The sequence below is a fragment of the uncultured Porticoccus sp. genome (assembly GCF_913061305.1).
Taxonomy (GTDB): Bacteria; Pseudomonadota; Gammaproteobacteria; order Pseudomonadales; family Porticoccaceae; genus Porticoccus.
In genome coordinates this window covers 52,894-70,049 of the sequence record NZ_CAJXST010000006.1, presented here as the reverse complement: position 1 = coordinate 70,049, position 17,156 = coordinate 52,894, and the positions used below count along the sequence as shown (strand labels likewise).

Here is a 17,156-nt window from a genome sequence, read left to right as displayed (position 1 = left end):
ACGAAAGGGGAATATTACAGTCCGGGTTAAATTCGATACCGCTTGTCTTTGCCTGGCCAGAACCGGACAATTGCCGATCCACTGCCAAGCACTGTTGTAATGACGATTTTTGCCCTCGGGATCAACCACCGCACCGCATCTCTCGATATTCGGGAGAAGGTGGCCTTTGCCCCTGAGCAGACTGCTGAAGCGATACAGCAATTGTGTGATTCTGCCGATATTGAGGAAGTCGCGATTCTGTCGACCTGTAATCGCACAGAAATTTACGGTATCGGCGATGAGCCAGAACAGGCCCTGGCCTGGCTGGCAGATTATCACCGTATTACCCTGCCTGAATTGCACCCCTGCCATTATCTGTACCGGGATAATGACGCCGTCCGGCATATCATGAAAGTGGCCTGTGGTCTCGATTCCATGGTGTTGGGTGAGCCGCAGATCCTCGGTCAACTGAAATCCTGTTATGCCGTGGCCAGAGACGCAGGTAAGGTCTCAACCCAGCTCAATCTGTTGTTTCAGCAGGCCTTTGCAATTGCCAAGCGGGTTCGCACAGAAACGGCTATCGGCCAAAACCCGGTGTCGGTCGCCTATGCTGCGGTCAGTCTGTCCCAACAAATATTTTCCGATCTCCGCGAGGTGCGGGCGCTGCTGATCGGTGCCGGTGAGACAGTAGAACTGGTGGCTCGGCACCTCAAGGAAAAGGGCGTGAGGGAAATAATCGTTGCCAATCGCACCCTCAGTCGAGCCCAGGATCTGGCTCTTCAGTTTGGTGCACAGGCCATTCTGCTTTCGGAAATACCCGATTTTTTACCCCGGGCCGATATGGTGATTTCCTCCACGGCCAGTCAGCTGCCGATTCTGGGGAAAGGCGCTGTGGAGTCCGCCCTGAAGCAGCGCAAGCACAAACCCATGTTCATGGTGGATATCGCGGTACCCAGGGATATTGAGCCAGAGGTCGCCAAGCTTCAGGATGTCTACCTGTACACGGTCGACGACCTGCAGGCGGTGATCGAGGAGAACATTCGCTCTCGCCAGAGTGCCGCCAACAAGGCAGAGCAGATTATTGAAGAGGGGGTGACTGCCTGGCAGAACCAGCTGCGGGGCCTGGATGTGGTGGAAACCATCCGCGCTTTCCGCAGCAGCGCCGAGCAGGTGCGCGACCAGGAGCTGGATAAGGCCATCGCACTGTTGCGCGCGGGCCAAGCGCCGGAGCAGGTGCTGAAAACACTGGCGCGCAACCTCACCAACAAACTGATGCATGTGCCGACCACGCGATTAAAGCAGGCCGGTGAGGCGGGGCGCACCGAGCAGCTGAGCTTGGCCCACGACCTGTTCGGTCTTAACAAGCCCGATTCTGAACCCAAATAAGACGACGTCTATAACTCTCCACTAACGAGCATCAATGAAACAATCCATCCTGGAAAAACTGCAACATTTGGCCGACCGCTATGAAGAGGTGGGCGCGCTGCTGAGTGACCCCGAAGTGATTGGTCAGCAAACCCGCTTCCGTGAACTGTCCCGTGAATATGCGGAGCTGGAGTCGGTGGTAAAAAGCTATCGCGACTACTATCGGGTTCAGACGAATATGGAAGAGGCGCGAGCATTGCTCAAGGATGCCGATGCTGATATGCGCGCGATGGCGGAGGAAGATCTCCTTGAAAATCAAGGTCGGCTTGCCGACCTTGAGGTTGAGCTGCAGACATTGCTGTTGCCTAAGGACCCCAATGATGATCGCAATGTGTTCCTTGAAATCCGCGCCGGAACAGGGGGTGACGAAGCGGCGATCTTTTCCGGTGACCTGTTTCGGATGTACAGCAGGTATGCGGAAAGCCGGCGCTGGAAAGTGGAGGTTATCAGTGAAAGCCACGGTGAACACGGTGGCTATAAGGAGATTATCAGCCGTATCGTTGGGCAGGGGGCCTATTCCCGGCTGAAGTTTGAATCCGGTGTGCACCGCGTTCAGCGGGTCCCAGAAACAGAATCCCAGGGCCGGATTCACACCTCTGCCTGTACGGTGGCCATCATGGCGGAAGCCGATGAGCTGGAAGAGGTCAATATCAACAAAAACGACCTTCGGATTGATACGTTCCGCGCGTCGGGTGCCGGTGGCCAGCACGTCAATAAAACCGACTCGGCCATTCGCATTACCCACTTGCCCTCCGGGCTGGTGGTTGAGTGTCAGGATGAACGCTCCCAGCACAAGAATCGGGCAAGGGCGATGTCATTATTGGCGGCCCGGCTAAAAAGTGCTCAGGATGAGGTGGCCGCAAAAAATATTGCCGACGAGCGACGACTGCAGGTGGGAAGCGGTGATCGCTCCGAGCGAATCCGTACCTATAACTTCCCTCAGGGTCGGGTCACCGATCACCGCATCAACCTGACGCTCTATAAACTGGGGGAGGTGCTGGAAGGCCATCTGGATGAAGTGGTCGAGCCGTTGATTCATGAGCATCAGGCGGGCCAGTTAGCCGCGCTATCGGGCTGATCTGGTGGTGCCCGATATTGCCAGTCTGTTGGCGCGCAGCAGCGAGCTGTCGGACATCAGTGACAGCCCGCGGCTGGACGCTGAGCTGCTGCTCTGCCATGTGCTCGGCAAGTCGAGAACCTACCTTTATACATGGCCCGAGTATCGATTGCTGCCGGCTGAAATTGCCGGGTTTGATGCGTTGTTTGCGCGCCGCGCCCGGGGTGAGCCAATCGCCTATCTCATTGGCCGGCGGGAGTTCTGGTCATTGTCCTTGAGGGTCTCCGAGGCGACCCTGATTCCCCGGCCGGAGACTGAATTATTGGTGGCGCTGGCACTGGCGTTGCCGCTGGGGGGCGCTGCCTTGGTGGCGGACCTGGGCACGGGCACTGGCGCGGTGGCTCTGGCGCTGGCCAGCGAACGGCCGCTCTGGCAGCTCTCGGCGGTGGATGCTTTCCCGGATGCGTTGGCGCTGGCGGAGCGTAATCGCCGTGAGCTGGGCTATGACAATGTTCGGGTCTTTCAAAGTGACTGGTTCTCAGCCATTGCCGGTGCCCGCTTTGATCTGGTGGTGAGCAACCCGCCCTATATTGATGAAGCCGACACGCATTTGCAGCAGGGAGATGTTCGTTTTGAGCCGACCTCTGCGCTGGTAGCCCCTGATGGTGGATTTGGTGACCTGGTGGTGATTATCCAGAACGCCGGGGAACACCTGAATGCCGGGGGCTGGCTGCTACTTGAGCACGGCTGGCAGCAGGGTGAGATGGTGCGTCAGTTGATGAAACAGGCTGGTTTTTTGGCGGTGACAACCCATCTCGATTTGGCGGGGCGAGAGCGCGTCACCGTCGGTCGTAATGCGTAATCTGTTTCAGCGTTCTTCGCTATCTTTAAGCTGCCGATACTGGCCGCTGTGGAAAATCAGCGGGTCCATGGGGGCGTTGCTGAATTCGAGTACCCGACCCACCAGAATGACATGATCGCCACCGGGATAGCGGTGCTCTATTTGGCACTGAAAGTGGCAGAGGCAGTCATCCAGCAGTGGCAGTCCATGCAGCCCCGGGTGCCAGCGAACATTGGCAAATTTGTTGTCATCGGTGCCGGCAAATAGCTGTGACAGGTCGGCTTGGCCGCTGTGCAGGATGTTGACAGCGAAATAGTCCTGCTCCTGAAACAGGCCAAACAACCGCGATTCACTGCCCACACACCAGGACACCAGCGCCGGCTCGAGCGATACGGAGGAGAAGCTGTTGGCTGTCATGCCCCTGGCGTTTCCCTCTGGGTCCACGGTGGTCATTACCGTGATGCCGGTGGCAAAGTTACCCATGGCGTTGCGCATGTTGCGAATCTGGTCTTTGGTCATGATGGCTGCCTCTGGGGCCGGACACTGAACTGCGGCAAGGGTACCCCATGTCTTATCAGTTAAAAACCGCTATTCCCGAAAACACACCGTTTGATAGCGCCATGCCTTGAGTTTGTCGGCGGACAGCTCCGGTTCCAGGCCAGCCTTGCGTTTGAGATGGTCGAGAAACTGCTGTTTGTCGGGGAGGGTGGTCCAGACACTGGGTAAGAATGTTGCAAGCAGAGCCCCGGACTCTATAGTCAGGCCGTCGACGCCTGGCTCGAGTTGAGCCAGCAGTTCATCCTCACTGGAGAACAGCAGCGGCGTGGCCTCGGTGAGAACAGAAATTTCAATCGAAACAAGTGCTTCTTCCTGCAGCGAGAGCGGGGGGAAACGGGGGTCATCCAGTGCTGCCGAGGCGGCGTGGTGTACAACATCGACGACCAGTGGTCTCGACGCCTCTGTCGAGCCGATACAGCCACGCAATGTCTGCTTGATCTTTAGCGTGACAAAGCTGCAGGCCGGTTGTTGCAGGGCATGACTGAACACGGTCTCATCAATTTGCAGGTCCCGGTCAAACAGCAGCCGGACGCGGATACTTTCTCTGGCGAGCGTCAGCAGTATCTGCCGATCGTCCTCGCTGAGCTCAATAAATGACATAGGCGCCGTATCCCACTACGCGATCCCGGTCTCCGGCGGTGTCCCCGGAATTTCTGACATCCAGTGTGTGCAGTTTCAAATGCGCTTCCTCAGCCAATTGCAGCAGACCGTTGACCGCTCTGCTGCCACAGGCCTGTTCACCGGTGAGGTGGCTGTCAAATCCTTCAATCATGGCGGAGGTGAATTTATCCAGCCGTTGCGCGTCCTGATAGTGGTGATAGTGGCTCAGGTCCGTGCTGATTACAATCAGGGTCTCCCCATTGCCCCACAGCCGCCTTAATACATCGGTGACCCGTTCTCGGGGAGTATTCCCGACAACCAGTGGCAGCATCGTGAATTCATGCAGGACACGCTGCAAAAAGGGCAACTGAACTTCAATGCTGTGCTCGAACTGGTGGGCGTCATCATCCACTGTTACCAGCGATTGCCTGACCAGCCTGTCAATGCTTTGCCGATCCACTGGTACATCGCCAAGCGGCGTCTGAAAGGTGGCCGCAGCGGGTGCAGCCATGCCCCGGAGAGGTATGCGGTGGCAGGGGCCAATGATGACCACTCGGGAAATCTCCCGGCTCACCGGTAACAAGCAGCGGTAGGCTGTGGCGGCAGTCGGTCCCGAAAAACGGTAGCCTGCATGGGGAACAATCAGTGCCTTTGGTCTGCAGATATTGGGCGAGGCGTCAATGTCACAGGATGCCCCGGCCAACAGCTCATCCACTTCATGCTGCAATGCAGCAGGGTCGGCCGGATAAAATGTGCCCGCTACAGCTGCTGTTCTGATTGAGATCATGACACCCGTCACCGCCTGTGCTCGTTCTATAACCGTCTTTAGCTATCCTATAACTATAGCGTGCTTTTTTAATTGTTTTTAAGGCAAGTAGGGAACGCAAACAGGATGCCCCCATCTATGGCGACAAACAACCAGCTGCCTCCAATTACCCATCCCACTCACTATTGGCATACGCTTGCCGATGGGCGGTTGCAATGTGATGTTTGCCCGCGTGAGTGCAGGTTGCACGAAGGGCAGCGCGGGTTGTGTTATGTCCGGGGCCGGGAAGGCGATGAAGTTGTCCTCTACAGCTACGGTCGGTCGAGTGGCTTTTGCGTGGACCCTATCGAGAAAAAACCGCTCAACCATTTTTTGCCAGGCAGTGCGGTGTTGTCCTTTGGTACGGCAGGCTGCAATCTCGCCTGTAAATTCTGTCAGAACTGGGATATGAGCAAATCCCGCGAGATGGATACGCTGGCGGATTCGGCGATGCCGATGAAACTGGCGGAAACCGCCCTGGAGCTGGGTTGCCGCAGCGTTGCCTTTACTTACAACGACCCGGTTATTTTTCTGGAGTATGCCGTGGATGTCGCCAGAGCCTGTCGGGAATTGGGGGTAAAAGCGGTGGCTGTCAGTGCTGGCTATATTCAGGATGCACCGCGCCGTGAGTTTTTTCAGTATATGGATGCTGCCAATATCGATTTGAAAGGATTTACCGATGGCTTTTATCGGAAAATATGTGGGGGGGAGCTGCAGAATGTTCTTGAGACGCTGCGGTATGTGGCCCACGAAACAGATGTCTGGCTGGAGCTGACCACTCTGTTGATCCCCGGGGAAAACGATTCCGATGAGGAGCTCGAGGCCATGACCCGTTGGGTAGTGAGCGAACTGGGGCCGGATGTGCCTATGCATTTCACGGCGTTTCACCCCGACTGGAAAATGCGGGATACGCCGGCCACTCCGCCGGAAACCCTGACCCGTGCGCGGCAGATTGCACTGGCCAATGGTGTCCACTTTGCCTACACCGGCAATGTCCACGACCCTGCTGGCGGCAGTACCTTTTGCCCAAACTGTCATGAGGTCGTGATTGAGAGAGACTGGTACCAATTGGGCTTTTGGGGTATCACGTCGAAGGGTCGCTGCCACGTCTGCAATTCCCCGTTACCGGGGGTGTTTGAAGCGGAGCCAGGCCATTGGGGGCCTAGACGAGTGCCGGTAAAATTGTTGGAATAAGTGCCCTGTTACCGTTACCCGGCAAACAGGCAAGGCGGAATAGCGGCAATTGCTGTTTTTGATCGTACTGAATGCAGGCATTTTATCCCGTGCTATAATCTCGGCCTTTTCAAGACCGGGTTAATCCGGACATTCCCCCTGTTGGCATATTATGACTGAACAAACCACTTCCCAATCGCCTGAGACTCATCCCAAACGACCTGCCCGTCGCAGCCGCCGCCGCGGTGGTAAAGCACCCGCCAGGGCCAGGGATAACACATGGACACTGTCGGACTTCCAGGTGCCCGAGGAAGAGGGAAAGCTGCGCTTTCACGATCTGGATTTACCGGAAACCCTGATGCATGGCATTGCCGACCTGGGTTTTCGGTACTGCTCACCGATTCAGGCCCGGTCGTTGCCGTTCACCCTCAGGGCCCACGATGTAGTGGGCAAAGCCCAGACCGGTACCGGTAAAACAGCGGCTTTTCTGGTGACCATTATTACCGAATTGATGAATCACACCATTGATGATGAGCGTTTTGCCGGTGAGGCCCGCTCGCTGATTATCGCGCCCACCCGCGAGCTGGTTATGCAGATCGCACAGGATGCCAAGGACCTCTGTAAATACACGGACCTGCATGTGCATACCCTGGTGGGCGGTATGGATTACGACAAGCAAAAGCGTCATTTACTCGAGAATGTTTGCGACATCCTGGTCGCCACGCCGGGCCGTCTGCTGGACTTTGCGGGAAGCCGTGATGTCTATCTGGACAGGGTTGAAGTGCTGGTGCTGGACGAAGCTGACCGCATGCTGGATATGGGTTTTATTCCACAGGTACGCCGTATCGTCAGGCTTACGCCCCCCCGTGAAAACCGGCAGACGCTGTTCTTCTCTGCCACCTTTACCCCGGAGGTGCTCAATCTCGCCGAACAGTGGACAGTGAGCCCGGTGAGTATCGAGATTGAACCGGACAATGTGGCGACGGACAGTGTTGACCAGAAAGTCTTTATTGTTTCGGCGAAAGAAAAATTCCGTCTGCTGGACGGCATCATGCAGCAGGAAGCGGTGGAAAGCGTGATCGTCTTTGCCAACCGCCGTGACCAATGCCGGCGGCTACAGGAAAAGCTGAGAGCAAAAGGCTTCAGTGTCGGCCTGTTGTCCGGTGATGTCCCACAGGGAAAGCGGGTGAAAACCCTGGACGACTTCAAGTCCGGTGAGCTCAAGGTACTGGTTGCCACGGATGTGGCGGGCCGCGGTATTCACATCGACGGTGTCAGCCACGTCATCAATTTCACCCTGCCGGAAGAACCTGAGGATTATGTGCACCGGATTGGCCGTACTGGCCGCGCCGGAAAATTCGGAACCTCCATCAGCTTTGCCTGTGAGGACGATGCCTTTTTACTGGAACCTATCCAGAAGTTGTTGGGTAGAGAGCTGCACTGTGAACAGCCGGGCCCCGAATTACTCGGTCAGGATTGAGCCGGTTTTATCGCTGCGGCCCAGCTGTTGCGTGTCCCCGGCCAGGTGATCCAGCCAGAAGCTGGTGGCGCCGATCACCGACGCGGGCATGATAAAAAGATTCAGTAGTGGCACGGTGGTGGCAATCAGCACGGTGCCACCAAAGCTCAGTGACTGCAGGCGCTGTTTCTTCAGCGCTCCGCGCAGCTCGTAAAAAGACTGTCCATGGTTGTCTGCCGGATAGTCCAGGTATTGCAACGCCAGCGACCAGCTCCCCCACAGAAAAGCAATTGCCGGCCCCACCAGATTCAGTACCGGGATAAATGACAACGTCAGTGTCAGTACCAAGATGCCGACAATTCTCGGCAGAAAATACCCCATTTTGAACAATTCCCGCTTCATGGCACTGCCTGCCATTGCCAATAGCTGCTTCATCGAGGCCGGTGTTGGCTGAATATTGCCGGTGAGTACCTGCTCCGCCCGTTCCGACAGTGGGCCGTAAAATGGTGAGGCCAGTAGATTCCCGAGAATGGCAAACGTGTAGCCGTATACCAGCAGCAAGAATCCGCCGAATAGTATCCAGAAGATCCATGTAATAAATTCCAGCCAGGCTGGGATTTTACTGGTCAGCCAGGTCAGTAATTGCCCGAACTGATCAATCGCCAGCCAGGTGAGACCGACAAACAAAAAAGCATTGATCAGCAGTGGCCATAACACCAGCCAGCGCAGTTGCGGGTGATGGAGTAGCCGCATGCCCTGAAGCAAATAAGTCGGGCCGATCCTGGGAGCTTGTGTCATAAGGATTTCCGTTTTTTTGGCATTCGATCAGATTGCTGTACACTTTTAATTTGAACCGTGCGCTTTTATTTTGAGCCGTGCACGTTTATTTTTAAAGGACGCGAGTGGGGCCCCCTGGTCAAAGGAAAAAAATAATGAAAACTCTGTTGAAGATTGTAGCTGGTCTGGTGGTAGTGCTGATCGTTTTATTGGTGATCGGGGTGCTGAATCTTGATCGTGGTATCAAAATGGCAGTTGAAACTGTCGGCCCCAGGCTGACCCAATCCGCCGTCACGCTGGCAGATGTCGATCTTTCCCTGAAAACCGGTGAGGGAAGCCTGCGTGGTCTGGTGGTGGGCAACCCCGCTGGCTTCAGCAGCGCCGATGCCTTCTCCCTGGGGGAGATATTCCTCTCTATCGAACCGGGGTCCATCACCACCGATACCATTGTTATCAACAGCATCCGTATTGTTGCCCCTGAAATTACTTACGAGTCGGGGAAAAGTGGCACGAACCTCAGTCAACTGCAGAAAAATGTCAGTGAGGCTGCCGGTGAAAGTGACTCGACCGTTACTGCTGATGAATCCGGTGAGGGCGCGACCAAAAAGCTCATCGTCCGCGATCTGAAGATTACCGGTGCAAAAATGCGCTATGTGAACCAGTTGTTGGACATAAAACCCATTGAGCTGACCTTGCCGGACATACAGCTGACCGGCATTGGTGAAAGGTCCAATGGTGCCACCGCTGCAGAGGTCGTCAGGCAGGTGATGGTGGCGATCAATAAAAGTGCCGCCAATACAGCAGCCAATTCCGGTGCACTCAAAGAGGCGGGTGATCAGATCAAGAAACAGGTAGAGGACAAACTGGGCGGCTTCAAGGGCCTACTGGACAAAAACTGAGCCACCGGCGGTCTGTCCTGTAAAGCAGATAACTGCGCTGCAAGGGCGGTTATTAAAATAAGTTGTTCGACTTGTCAGGGGGGTGCTGTTATAGTGCCCCCCGCATGGTATCCATCGGTCGGTACCTGTTGTGTCCTCGGTACTTTCCTTTCGGTTTTTCCCTGACACCCCCCTTAATTAATTGTTGCCAGCCTAAGACCGTTACTGTGCTCTATGCATGGCTAGGCCGGTTCCGGAGTTAAAATCTATATGTCATTTAATGACCTCGGCCTCTCGGCCGAATTGCTTCGTGCTGTGTCTGATCAGGGCTACAGCAACCCCACCCCTATTCAGGCGAAAGCCATCCCTATTATTCTCCAGGGGCTTGATGTCCTGGCGGGCGCTCAAACCGGCACCGGCAAAACGGCTGGCTTTACCCTGCCACTGTTGCATCGCCTCAGCGGTAAAAAGCCCACCGATAATAACCGTCGCCCCGTTCGCGCCCTGGTGTTAACCCCCACCCGTGAATTGGCTGCGCAGGTAGCGGAGAGCGTCGTCACTTACGGCAAGCATCTGCCGCTGAAATCCGGTGTGATTTTTGGTGGTGTCAATATTAATCCGCAAATTTCCATGCTGCGCCGTGGTGTGGATATCCTGATTGCTACGCCGGGTCGATTACTGGATCACGTGAATCAGCGGACCCTCGATCTGTCACAGGTGGAAATCCTGGTGCTGGACGAAGCGGATCGCATGCTGGACATGGGCTTTATCCATGACATCCGCAAGGTTCTGGCCCTGTTGCCAAAGCAACGTCAGAATCTGTTGTTTTCCGCTACCTTTTCCGATGAAATTAAACGCCTGGCTGACGGTTTGCTCAATGCGCCCGTGCTGATCGAGGTGGCTCGCCGTAATACGGCTTCTGAACAGGTGGCCCAGACCGTTCATCTGGTGGACAAGGGTCGCAAACGCGAGCTGCTGTCTTATCTGATTGGTGACGGCAACTGGCAACAGGTGCTGGTCTTTACCCGAACCAAACACGGTGCCAACCGGCTCGCTGATCAGTTGACTGAAGATGGTTTGCGGGCGGCAGCGATTCATGGCAATAAAAGTCAGGGTGCCCGTACAAAAGCCCTGGCGGATTTCAAAAAGGGCTCGGTGCGGGTGCTGGTGGCGACGGATATTGCTGCCCGCGGACTGGACATTGATCAGCTACCCCACGTGGTGAATTTCGAATTGCCCAATGTGCCAGAGGATTATGTACATCGCATCGGCCGCACCGGTCGCGCTGGCAATGAGGGCGAGGCCGTTTCGCTGGTTTGTGTGGACGAGCACAAGTTGCTGCGCGATATTGAGCGAGTGCTTAAACGCGAGGTTCCCAGGGGAAATATCAAAGGTTTTGAGCCGGATCTCTCCATTCGTCCGGAGCCTATCCAGAATGGTCGCCGCAGTGGCGGTGGTGGTCGTCCCGGTGCTACAACAGGCGCACGTCGACCGGGCAGCAAACCCCAGCATGCCCGCAGTACTGGCAGTCGCAATGGTGGCAATGCCACAGGTGATCGTCGCAGATCGGCTGGGGCAAAACCGTCCCAAGGCGCGCCGCGACCAAGACGCGCGGCTTCACGCTAGACAAGCAGGTCAAAAAAACCGCACCCGACAATCTCGGGTGCGGTTTTTTTTATTTCAGATAACGGTAAACAGACGATTCGAAGTCAACAAAACCGGGATAGGAGGAAATATCCTTAAACGGTAATATTTGTGAGGCCCACATACCCCCGATTCCGTTCTGCCGGTCAATCCAATAGAACAGATTCGCCAGTCCCGCCCACATTATTTGCCCGGCGGGCCGGCCAGAGGGCGTTGGTTCATCGTTGATCTGGAAAGTATAACCCCAGGATTTTTTCAGACCCGGAAAGAACTCACCACTGTTGGACAGCGCCGGCATCGAGGTTGTCCAGCCGCCACTCTGCAATCCCCCAAGCCCATTTCTGGACATTTTTTCTACGGTTTCTTTGCTCAGTACTCGGCCATTTGGCCCGTCGCCATCATTCAGTATCATCCGGATAAATTTCATGTAATCCGGTACGGTGCCGTACAACCCGTGCCCTCCCATATCCATTTCCGGCGGTTGCGGGAGAACCAGATCCCAGGGAGCCAGCTGACCATCTTCGGCACGGGTGTGCAGGCTGGCCAGTCGTGAGCGCATGGCGGGGGTCAAGGTGAAGGCGCTGTCTGTCATGCCCAGCGGGTTAAAGATACGTTCCTGCATGACCTCACCCAGGCGTTTGCCGCGCACTGCTTCAACAATCTTGCCCACCCAGTCGAGGTTGACGCCATACATCCAGCGCTCTCCCGGATCGTGCAGCAGTACGGACCTGATACCGTCATAGGTGCTGGAGACCACCGAAGCTGTTTCGCTTACAGTGCGGAAGGCCAGGTCATCGTGGCTGAAGAATTCGTAACCAAAACCGGCGGTATGCAGCATCAGTTGATTGATCGTGATATCTGATTTCGGTGCCCTCAGCCTCGGCTGGCCGTTGCTGTCAAAACCATCGAGTACCTGAATCTCCGCAATGTCGGGCACATAGTCCCTGGCGGGGTCGTCCAGGCTTACCAGGCCTTCTTCAACCAGCTGCATCAAGGCAGTGCCGGTCAGGGCCTTGGTGCAGGAAAAAATGGCGAACACGGAATCGGTGGCAATAGGCTCTGTTTTGCCCATTTCTCTTACCCCGGCAGTCCCTTCGTAGACATTGGCCCCCTTGTCCGTGACCATAGCCACAACGCCCGGTGCACCACCGGACTCTGCGACAGTATTCGTCAATACGCTGTCCGCCGCTTCTTTCAGTCGATTATTCATTATGATTCCTTCTCTCATTGCCCTGTTTGTGGATATCAGGCGTTCCTATGGTTATTGATTTTGCTGTGCTGTTCAAGCGAAAGCAGGGCATATTCCCTTGGCGCGAGGGTAAGAATCTCCGGGCCGCGTATTGCGTCCAGCCCGTCACAGCACAATGCCGGGGCGGCTCCCGGAAAAAGGAATTTTAGTTCTGCCGATGTGGAGGAGAGGCCCGTTAAATCGGTGTTAATGTTTGCTGGAACCCTGTTTAAAAAGCCTGGTGTCAATCTGGTATTTCTTGATCCTCGATGCCAGTGTGGTGGGTTTGATATCCAATAGCTGGGCCGCCCCGTTATGGCCAAAGACCTTGCCATGGCATGTTTCCAGCGCCATCAGCAGATTGCGGCGTTCCTGTTGTTTAAGGTCGGAAGCCGTCAGAACGCTGTTGTCCGGTTCCTCGCCAACCCGGGTAACGTTTTGTTGATCTCTGGCCAGCAGATCGCTGAATCTCAGCGTTGGCCCTTGGGCAAGAATGACCTGGCGTTCAATCACGTTTTCCAGTTCGCGGATATTTCCCGGCCAGTGGTAGTCCTTCAGCTTTTCCAGCTCACTGAGTGAAATTTTCAGGCCCTGTTTATTGGTTCTGGTACAGCTTTTTTTTAAAAAATGCTGGGTCAGCAGAGGGATATCCTCTCTCCTCTCGCGCAGTGGTACCGATTCAATCGGGAAAACATTGAGGCGGAAATAAAGGTCTTCACGAAACTGGCCCCGCTGCACCTGTTCCTTGAGATTGCGGTTGGTGGCGGTGATGATGCGAACGTCCACACGGCGGGTTTTCGATTCGCCCACCCGCTCAAACTGCTGCTCCTGTAAAACCCGCAGCAGCTTGCCCTGCAGGTGCAGGGGTATTTCGCCGACCTCGTCGAGGAATAGTGTGCCGCCGTTAGCCAGCTCAAAACGACCGGGTCGATCATTGGTGGCGCCAGTGAAAGCGCCCCGGGTGTGACCGAAAAATTCGCTCTCGAACAGGTCTGCCGGAATGGCTGCACAGTTGACCCGGATCAGTGAGCGATTGGAGCGGTGGCTCATTTCGTGGATCGCCCTGGCAATCAGTTCCTTGCCGGTGCCGGACTCACCACTGATCAGCACCGTAGAATCTGTCGGCGCCACCAGTTCAATTTTTTGCAGGATATGCTGCACAGCACCACTTTTACCGATGATCTGGTGGTGATTGAATTCAGAGTTGATCTCTTCCTGCAAATAGGCATTTTCCAGTTCCAGTTGGTTTTTCAGTTTCTCCACTTCCGCCAGTGCTTCCAGGAGTCGTTTGCGGTCGGTTTTTTTCTGGGATATATCGCGAAAAATCACCACTGCGCCGACAATAAAGCCGTTGTCCCTGACCGGTGTGCTGGTGTACTCCACATCGATGGGTTTGCCGGATTTGGTCCAGAACGTGTCGTCCTCTACCCGGTGAACCGTGCCGTCCCTGAATGCTTCGAAGATGGGGCACTCCTGCATATTGAAATGCGAGTGATCCGCGTGGGAGTGGTGCACCATGTTGTGCATATTCCTGCCGGCCAATTCCTCCGCCCGGTAGCCGAGAATCCGCTCCGCCGCAGGATTGACGAACGTGGTAATACCATTGGCCTCCACCCCGTAGATACCGTCACCGGCTGCATCCAGCAGCAGCTGGTTTTCCCGCTCGAATTCCTGGAAGACCTGGGACACCCTGTTCCAGTGGCCGATACCCGACAGGTAGTGTCGTTCGGCACTGGAGCGCTCACGCAACAGTTCCAGGTCATCGGCCCTTTGCAAACCGAGGAAAAGCTGAGGTTGGCCGCCAGAATCAGAACAGCGGCCATTGACCTCCAGGCGGATTTCCCCGATGGCCGATTGCACCAGCAGGTGGTCACACCAGCCCCGCCCCTTCTCAATCAGCTCCTGGGTGAACAGGATCAGCGCCGGCAGGTTGGGTGCGAACAGTCGGCTGGCCCGGCCGGACTGAATCTCAATGACATCCCTGTGCAGGAGCCGGCAGGCCTCCTGATTGACGAACTGGACCCGGTCCTCAATCGGATCGATCACCAGTTGTGCGGTGGCGGAGTAATAGAAAAAACGTTCGTCCTGCATAGGGGCCTGCCGTTAAACCGTGGGGTCTGCAATACAGCTAACAAATTTCGGGCCAATAACGACGAAAAATCGTTTTTTTGCCTACGAATTTTCGTGAACTACGATTTTTCGTGGTGGGTATAACGGCTTGTTGTCAGTTGTTTATCTTTTTAAATCAGATAATTGACAGTTGTCAGCAGGGTTGGCACCAAAGTTGCGATGTAGTAGGGCAGCAGTTGCTATCAATGCGAGCAAGCAGGATTTGATAGAACACCGCTGCCCGTCCACGAGCGGTTCTCAGGGTTCAGTGCACCAGCACAGTGCACTGCCACAGCGTTAGCTACAAAACGAAGAGGAAATACATCATGGCGACGAAAAGTTTAGGTAACCCGTTTGATGCCGACACCAGTCTGATGCACACCAATGATTGTTCCTGCAGGTTATGTCAGGCCGAATCTGTAAACCCCGGTGGTCTTAGCGACGATCAGCGCCTGGCCCTGATGGAGCAACAGGCTGAACAGGGAGAGGGTCACAGCCAGTCGGCAAAAGCGGGGGGTATGGCCTTCGACAGTTCTGAAGATTTACTCGACCGCGCAGTGGAAAGTGCCATTGTGCGCGGTGTGTTTGGACACAACGATACCAGTCGTCGAAACTTTATCCGGTTGATGGGCGGCGGCACCCTGGCCACGGTGCTCGGCAGCATGATCCCGCTGGAAAAAGTGAAAGCGGCGGTGAAGGAGTCGATGGGTCCACTGGAGAAAACCAAACTGAAGGTGGGATTCGTGCCGATTACCTGTGCCACGCCCATCATCATGGCCCAGCCAATGGGCTTCTATGCAAAGTATGGCCTCGATGTGGACGTGATCAAGACAGCCGGTTGGGCGGTGGCCAGGGATATGTCACTGAACGGGGAATACGATGCCTCTCACATGCTGACGCCCATGCCGCTGGCCATGTCCATGGGGGCCGGATCAACGGCGACTCCTTACATCATGCCGGCCGTGGAAAACATCAACGGTCAGGCCATTGTGCTCCACAACAAGCACAAGGATAAGCGCGACCCGAAACAGTGGAAGGGCTTCAAATTCGGGGTGCCCTTTGACTATTCCATGCACAACTTTCTGCTGCGCTATTACGTGGCGGAACATGGGCTGGATCCGGATCAGGACATTCAGATCCGGGTCGTGCCGCCGCCGGAAATGGTGGCCAACCTCCGGGCCGGCAACCTGGATGGCTACCTGTCGCCGGATCCGTTCAACCAGCGTGCTGTGTTCGAAAAGATCGGCTTTCTGCATATTCTCACCAAGGATATCTGGGAGGGCCACCCCTGCTGTGCCTTTGCCTGTAGCCAGAAGTTTGCCACGGAGATGCCCAATACCTATGCAGCCCTGTTCAGGGCCATTGTGGATGCCACCCATTTTTCTGCCAAAGCGGAAAACCGTGAAGAAATCGCCCGGGCCATCTCGCCGAAAAACTACCTCAATCAGCCGGAGGTGGTGGTCAGGCAAGTTCTGACGGGCCGCTATGTGGATGGCTTGGAGGAAAAGATTTACGACGTTCCCGACCGCATTGATTTTGATCCCTTCCCCTGGCACTCCATGGCGGTATGGATTCTCACCCAGATGAAACGCTGGGGTTATATCAGTGGTGATGTGGATTACAAGAAGATCGCCGAACAGGTCTACGTTGCCTCGGAAACCGGCAAGGTCATGGAGGAGCTGGGTTATACACCACCGGCGACCACCTACAAGAAACACATCATTATGGGCAAGACGTTTGATTACAACGAGCCCGAGGAATACATCAACAGCTTTGCCATCAAGAGGGTATGACATGGCCTCACTGAATATGAAGGCAACCCTGCTCTCGCTGCTGCTGTTACTGGTTGGGCTCGGCATCTGGGAGGCGATGAATCAGGCGCCCTCGGCCACGGCGGGGTTGTCGGAGTATGAACTGATGATGGGCGGTGCGGATCAGGAGGCCCGCGTTCCACCCCCGTCTCAGGTCTTCAGCCATGCCTGGGATGAGCTGAGCGACCCCTTCTACGATGCCGGTCCCAATGACAAGGGTATCGGCATCCAGTTGGCCTATTCCCTCTATCGGGTGCTGACCGGCTATCTTGCGGCGGCGTTGATCGCAATACCTCTGGGTTTTGTGATCGGCATGTCGCCTTTGATGCACAAGGCACTCAATCCTTTTATCCAGGTGCTGCGTCCCATCTCACCACTGGCCTGGATGCCGCTGGCCCTTTTTATCATCAGGGACTCGGAGGGGTCAGCCATTTTTGTGATCTTTATCTGTTCCATCTGGCCCATGTTGATCAATACCGCCTTTGGTGTGGCCAATGTCCGCACCGATTGGATCAAAGTGGCCCGTACCCATGAGCTGAGTCCGCTGAAAACGGCCTTTCTGGTGATTCTACCGGCGGCAGCGCCCACCATTCTCACCGGGATGCGCATTTCCATTGGCATCGCCTGGCTGGTGATTGTCGCCGCCGAGATGTTGGTGGGGGGGACCGGTATCGGCTATTACGTCTGGAACGAGTGGAATAATCTAGATCTGAACAGCGTTATTTTTTCCATTTTAATGATTGGTATCGTCGGTATGTTGCTGGATATGACCCTGGCGGCGGTGACGAAACTGGTGCAATACGAGGATTAGC

15 protein-coding genes are annotated in these 17,156 nt (G+C 55.5%); 9 read left to right on the top strand and 6 right to left on the bottom strand.

All coding sequences use genetic code 11. The features are described from left to right. Positions 1-99: 99 nt before the first annotated feature. Genes hemA through prmC form a run of 3 tightly spaced genes read left to right on the top strand, consistent with a single transcriptional unit; the run spans position 100 to position 3,323 of the window. A complete protein-coding gene (gene hemA / locus QZ516_RS08675; protein WP_297188502.1) occupies positions 100-1,365 on the top strand; it encodes a glutamyl-tRNA reductase in 1,266 nt (421 codons plus the stop codon). A 34-nt stretch (positions 1,366-1,399) separates the two neighbouring features. Then, positions 1,400-2,482 carry a peptide chain release factor 1 gene (gene prfA / locus QZ516_RS08670; RefSeq protein WP_297188500.1) on the top strand — a complete coding sequence of 361 codons (1,083 nt, stop codon included), beginning with the start codon at positions 1,400-1,402 and terminating at the stop codon, positions 2,480-2,482. Between the two features lie 7 nt (positions 2,483-2,489). Beyond that, positions 2,490-3,323 carry a peptide chain release factor N(5)-glutamine methyltransferase gene (prmC, locus tag QZ516_RS08665; protein WP_297188787.1) on the top strand — a complete coding sequence of 278 codons (834 nt, stop codon included), beginning with the start codon at positions 2,490-2,492 and terminating at the stop codon, positions 3,321-3,323. A gap of 6 nt (positions 3,324-3,329) precedes the next feature. On the opposite strand, the gene QZ516_RS08660 is transcribed toward prmC, so the two are convergent. The 3 genes from QZ516_RS08660 to amrB form a co-directional block, all read right to left on the bottom strand. Then, complete coding sequence (locus QZ516_RS08660) at positions 3,330-3,821, bottom strand: flavin reductase family protein (protein ID WP_297188498.1); 492 nt, start codon at positions 3,819-3,821, stop codon at positions 3,330-3,332. Positions 3,822-3,890: 69 nt separating this feature from the next. Then, positions 3,891-4,460, bottom strand: a complete 570-nt coding sequence (gene amrA, locus QZ516_RS08655; protein WP_297188496.1) for an AmmeMemoRadiSam system protein A — start codon at positions 4,458-4,460, stop codon at positions 3,891-3,893. Next, positions 4,447-5,247, bottom strand: coding sequence for an AmmeMemoRadiSam system protein B (amrB, locus tag QZ516_RS08650; RefSeq protein WP_297188494.1), 801 nt, complete (start codon positions 5,245-5,247; stop codon positions 4,447-4,449). Before amrB ends, amrA begins: the two co-directional genes overlap by 14 nt. Positions 5,248-5,364: 117 nt before the next feature. On the opposite strand from amrB, the gene amrS reads away from it, so the two are divergent. After that, positions 5,365-6,459: an AmmeMemoRadiSam system radical SAM enzyme gene (gene amrS, locus QZ516_RS08645; RefSeq protein WP_297188492.1), complete on the top strand. Its 1,095-nt coding sequence runs from the start codon at positions 5,365-5,367 to the stop codon at positions 6,457-6,459. Between the two features lie 151 nt (positions 6,460-6,610). Further along, positions 6,611-7,918: an ATP-dependent RNA helicase RhlB gene (gene rhlB, locus QZ516_RS08640; RefSeq protein ID WP_297188491.1), complete on the top strand. Its 1,308-nt coding sequence runs from the start codon at positions 6,611-6,613 to the stop codon at positions 7,916-7,918. Here rhlB and cysZ read toward each other — a convergent pair. Further along, a complete protein-coding gene (cysZ, locus tag QZ516_RS08635; RefSeq protein ID WP_297188490.1) occupies positions 7,901-8,695 on the bottom strand; it encodes a sulfate transporter CysZ in 795 nt (264 codons plus the stop codon). The two genes, rhlB and cysZ, sit on opposite strands and share 18 nt — an antisense overlap. A gap of 134 nt (positions 8,696-8,829) precedes the next feature. Between cysZ and QZ516_RS08630 the strand changes: the two genes are divergently transcribed. Continuing rightward, positions 8,830-9,573 carry a hypothetical protein gene (locus tag QZ516_RS08630; protein ID WP_297188489.1) on the top strand — a complete coding sequence of 248 codons (744 nt, stop codon included), beginning with the start codon at positions 8,830-8,832 and terminating at the stop codon, positions 9,571-9,573. A gap of 249 nt (positions 9,574-9,822) precedes the next feature. Further along, the gene (gene rhlE / locus QZ516_RS08625; protein ID WP_297188487.1) at positions 9,823-11,178 is read left to right on the top strand and encodes an ATP-dependent RNA helicase RhlE; all 1,356 of its coding nucleotides are present in this window, start codon (positions 9,823-9,825) and stop codon (positions 11,176-11,178) included. A 49-nt stretch (positions 11,179-11,227) separates the two neighbouring features. Here rhlE and QZ516_RS08620 read toward each other — a convergent pair whose 3' ends face one another. Together QZ516_RS08620 and QZ516_RS08615 are read right to left on the bottom strand one after the other, a co-directional pair. After that, positions 11,228-12,406, bottom strand: coding sequence for a serine hydrolase domain-containing protein (locus QZ516_RS08620; RefSeq protein WP_297188485.1), 1,179 nt, complete (start codon positions 12,404-12,406; stop codon positions 11,228-11,230). 225 nt (positions 12,407-12,631) lie between these two features. Beyond that, complete coding sequence (locus QZ516_RS08615) at positions 12,632-14,515, bottom strand: sigma 54-interacting transcriptional regulator (protein WP_297188484.1); 1,884 nt, start codon at positions 14,513-14,515, stop codon at positions 12,632-12,634. 344 nt (positions 14,516-14,859) lie between these two features. On the opposite strand from QZ516_RS08615, the gene QZ516_RS08610 reads away from it, so the two are divergent. Continuing rightward, a complete protein-coding gene (locus tag QZ516_RS08610) occupies positions 14,860-16,326 on the top strand; it encodes a CmpA/NrtA family ABC transporter substrate-binding protein (protein ID WP_297188483.1) in 1,467 nt (488 codons plus the stop codon). Between the two features lies 1 nt (position 16,327). After that, the gene (ntrB, locus tag QZ516_RS08605; RefSeq protein WP_297188481.1) at positions 16,328-17,155 is read left to right on the top strand and encodes a nitrate ABC transporter permease; all 828 of its coding nucleotides are present in this window, start codon (positions 16,328-16,330) and stop codon (positions 17,153-17,155) included. Position 17,156: the final 1 nt, after the last annotated feature.

Bases quoted from the DNA above. Each gene is read 5' to 3' on its own strand.
- QZ516_RS08630 (WP_297188489.1), top strand. From the start codon at position 8,830: ATGAAAACTCTGTTGAAGATTGTAGCTGGTCTGGTGGTAGTGCTGATC.
- QZ516_RS08660 (WP_297188498.1), bottom strand. From the start codon at position 3,821: ATGACCAAAGACCAGATTCGCAACATGCGCAACGCCATGGGTAACTTT.
- QZ516_RS08620 (WP_297188485.1), bottom strand. From the start codon at position 12,406: ATGAATAATCGACTGAAAGAAGCGGCGGACAGCGTATTGACGAATACT.
- ntrB (WP_297188481.1), top strand. From the start codon at position 16,328: ATGGCCTCACTGAATATGAAGGCAACCCTGCTCTCGCTGCTGCTGTTA.
- amrS (WP_297188492.1), top strand. From the start codon at position 5,365: ATGGCGACAAACAACCAGCTGCCTCCAATTACCCATCCCACTCACTAT.
- QZ516_RS08610 (WP_297188483.1), top strand. From the start codon at position 14,860: ATGGCGACGAAAAGTTTAGGTAACCCGTTTGATGCCGACACCAGTCTG.
- prfA (WP_297188500.1), top strand. From the start codon at position 1,400: ATGAAACAATCCATCCTGGAAAAACTGCAACATTTGGCCGACCGCTAT.
- hemA (WP_297188502.1), top strand. From the start codon at position 100: ATGACGATTTTTGCCCTCGGGATCAACCACCGCACCGCATCTCTCGAT.
- rhlB (WP_297188491.1), top strand. From the start codon at position 6,611: ATGACTGAACAAACCACTTCCCAATCGCCTGAGACTCATCCCAAACGA.
- amrA (WP_297188496.1), bottom strand. From the start codon at position 4,460: ATGTCATTTATTGAGCTCAGCGAGGACGATCGGCAGATACTGCTGACG.
- rhlE (WP_297188487.1), top strand. From the start codon at position 9,823: ATGTCATTTAATGACCTCGGCCTCTCGGCCGAATTGCTTCGTGCTGTG.
- cysZ (WP_297188490.1), bottom strand. From the start codon at position 8,695: ATGACACAAGCTCCCAGGATCGGCCCGACTTATTTGCTTCAGGGCATG.
- amrB (WP_297188494.1), bottom strand. From the start codon at position 5,247: ATGATCTCAATCAGAACAGCAGCTGTAGCGGGCACATTTTATCCGGCC.
- QZ516_RS08615 (WP_297188484.1), bottom strand. From the start codon at position 14,515: ATGCAGGACGAACGTTTTTTCTATTACTCCGCCACCGCACAACTGGTG.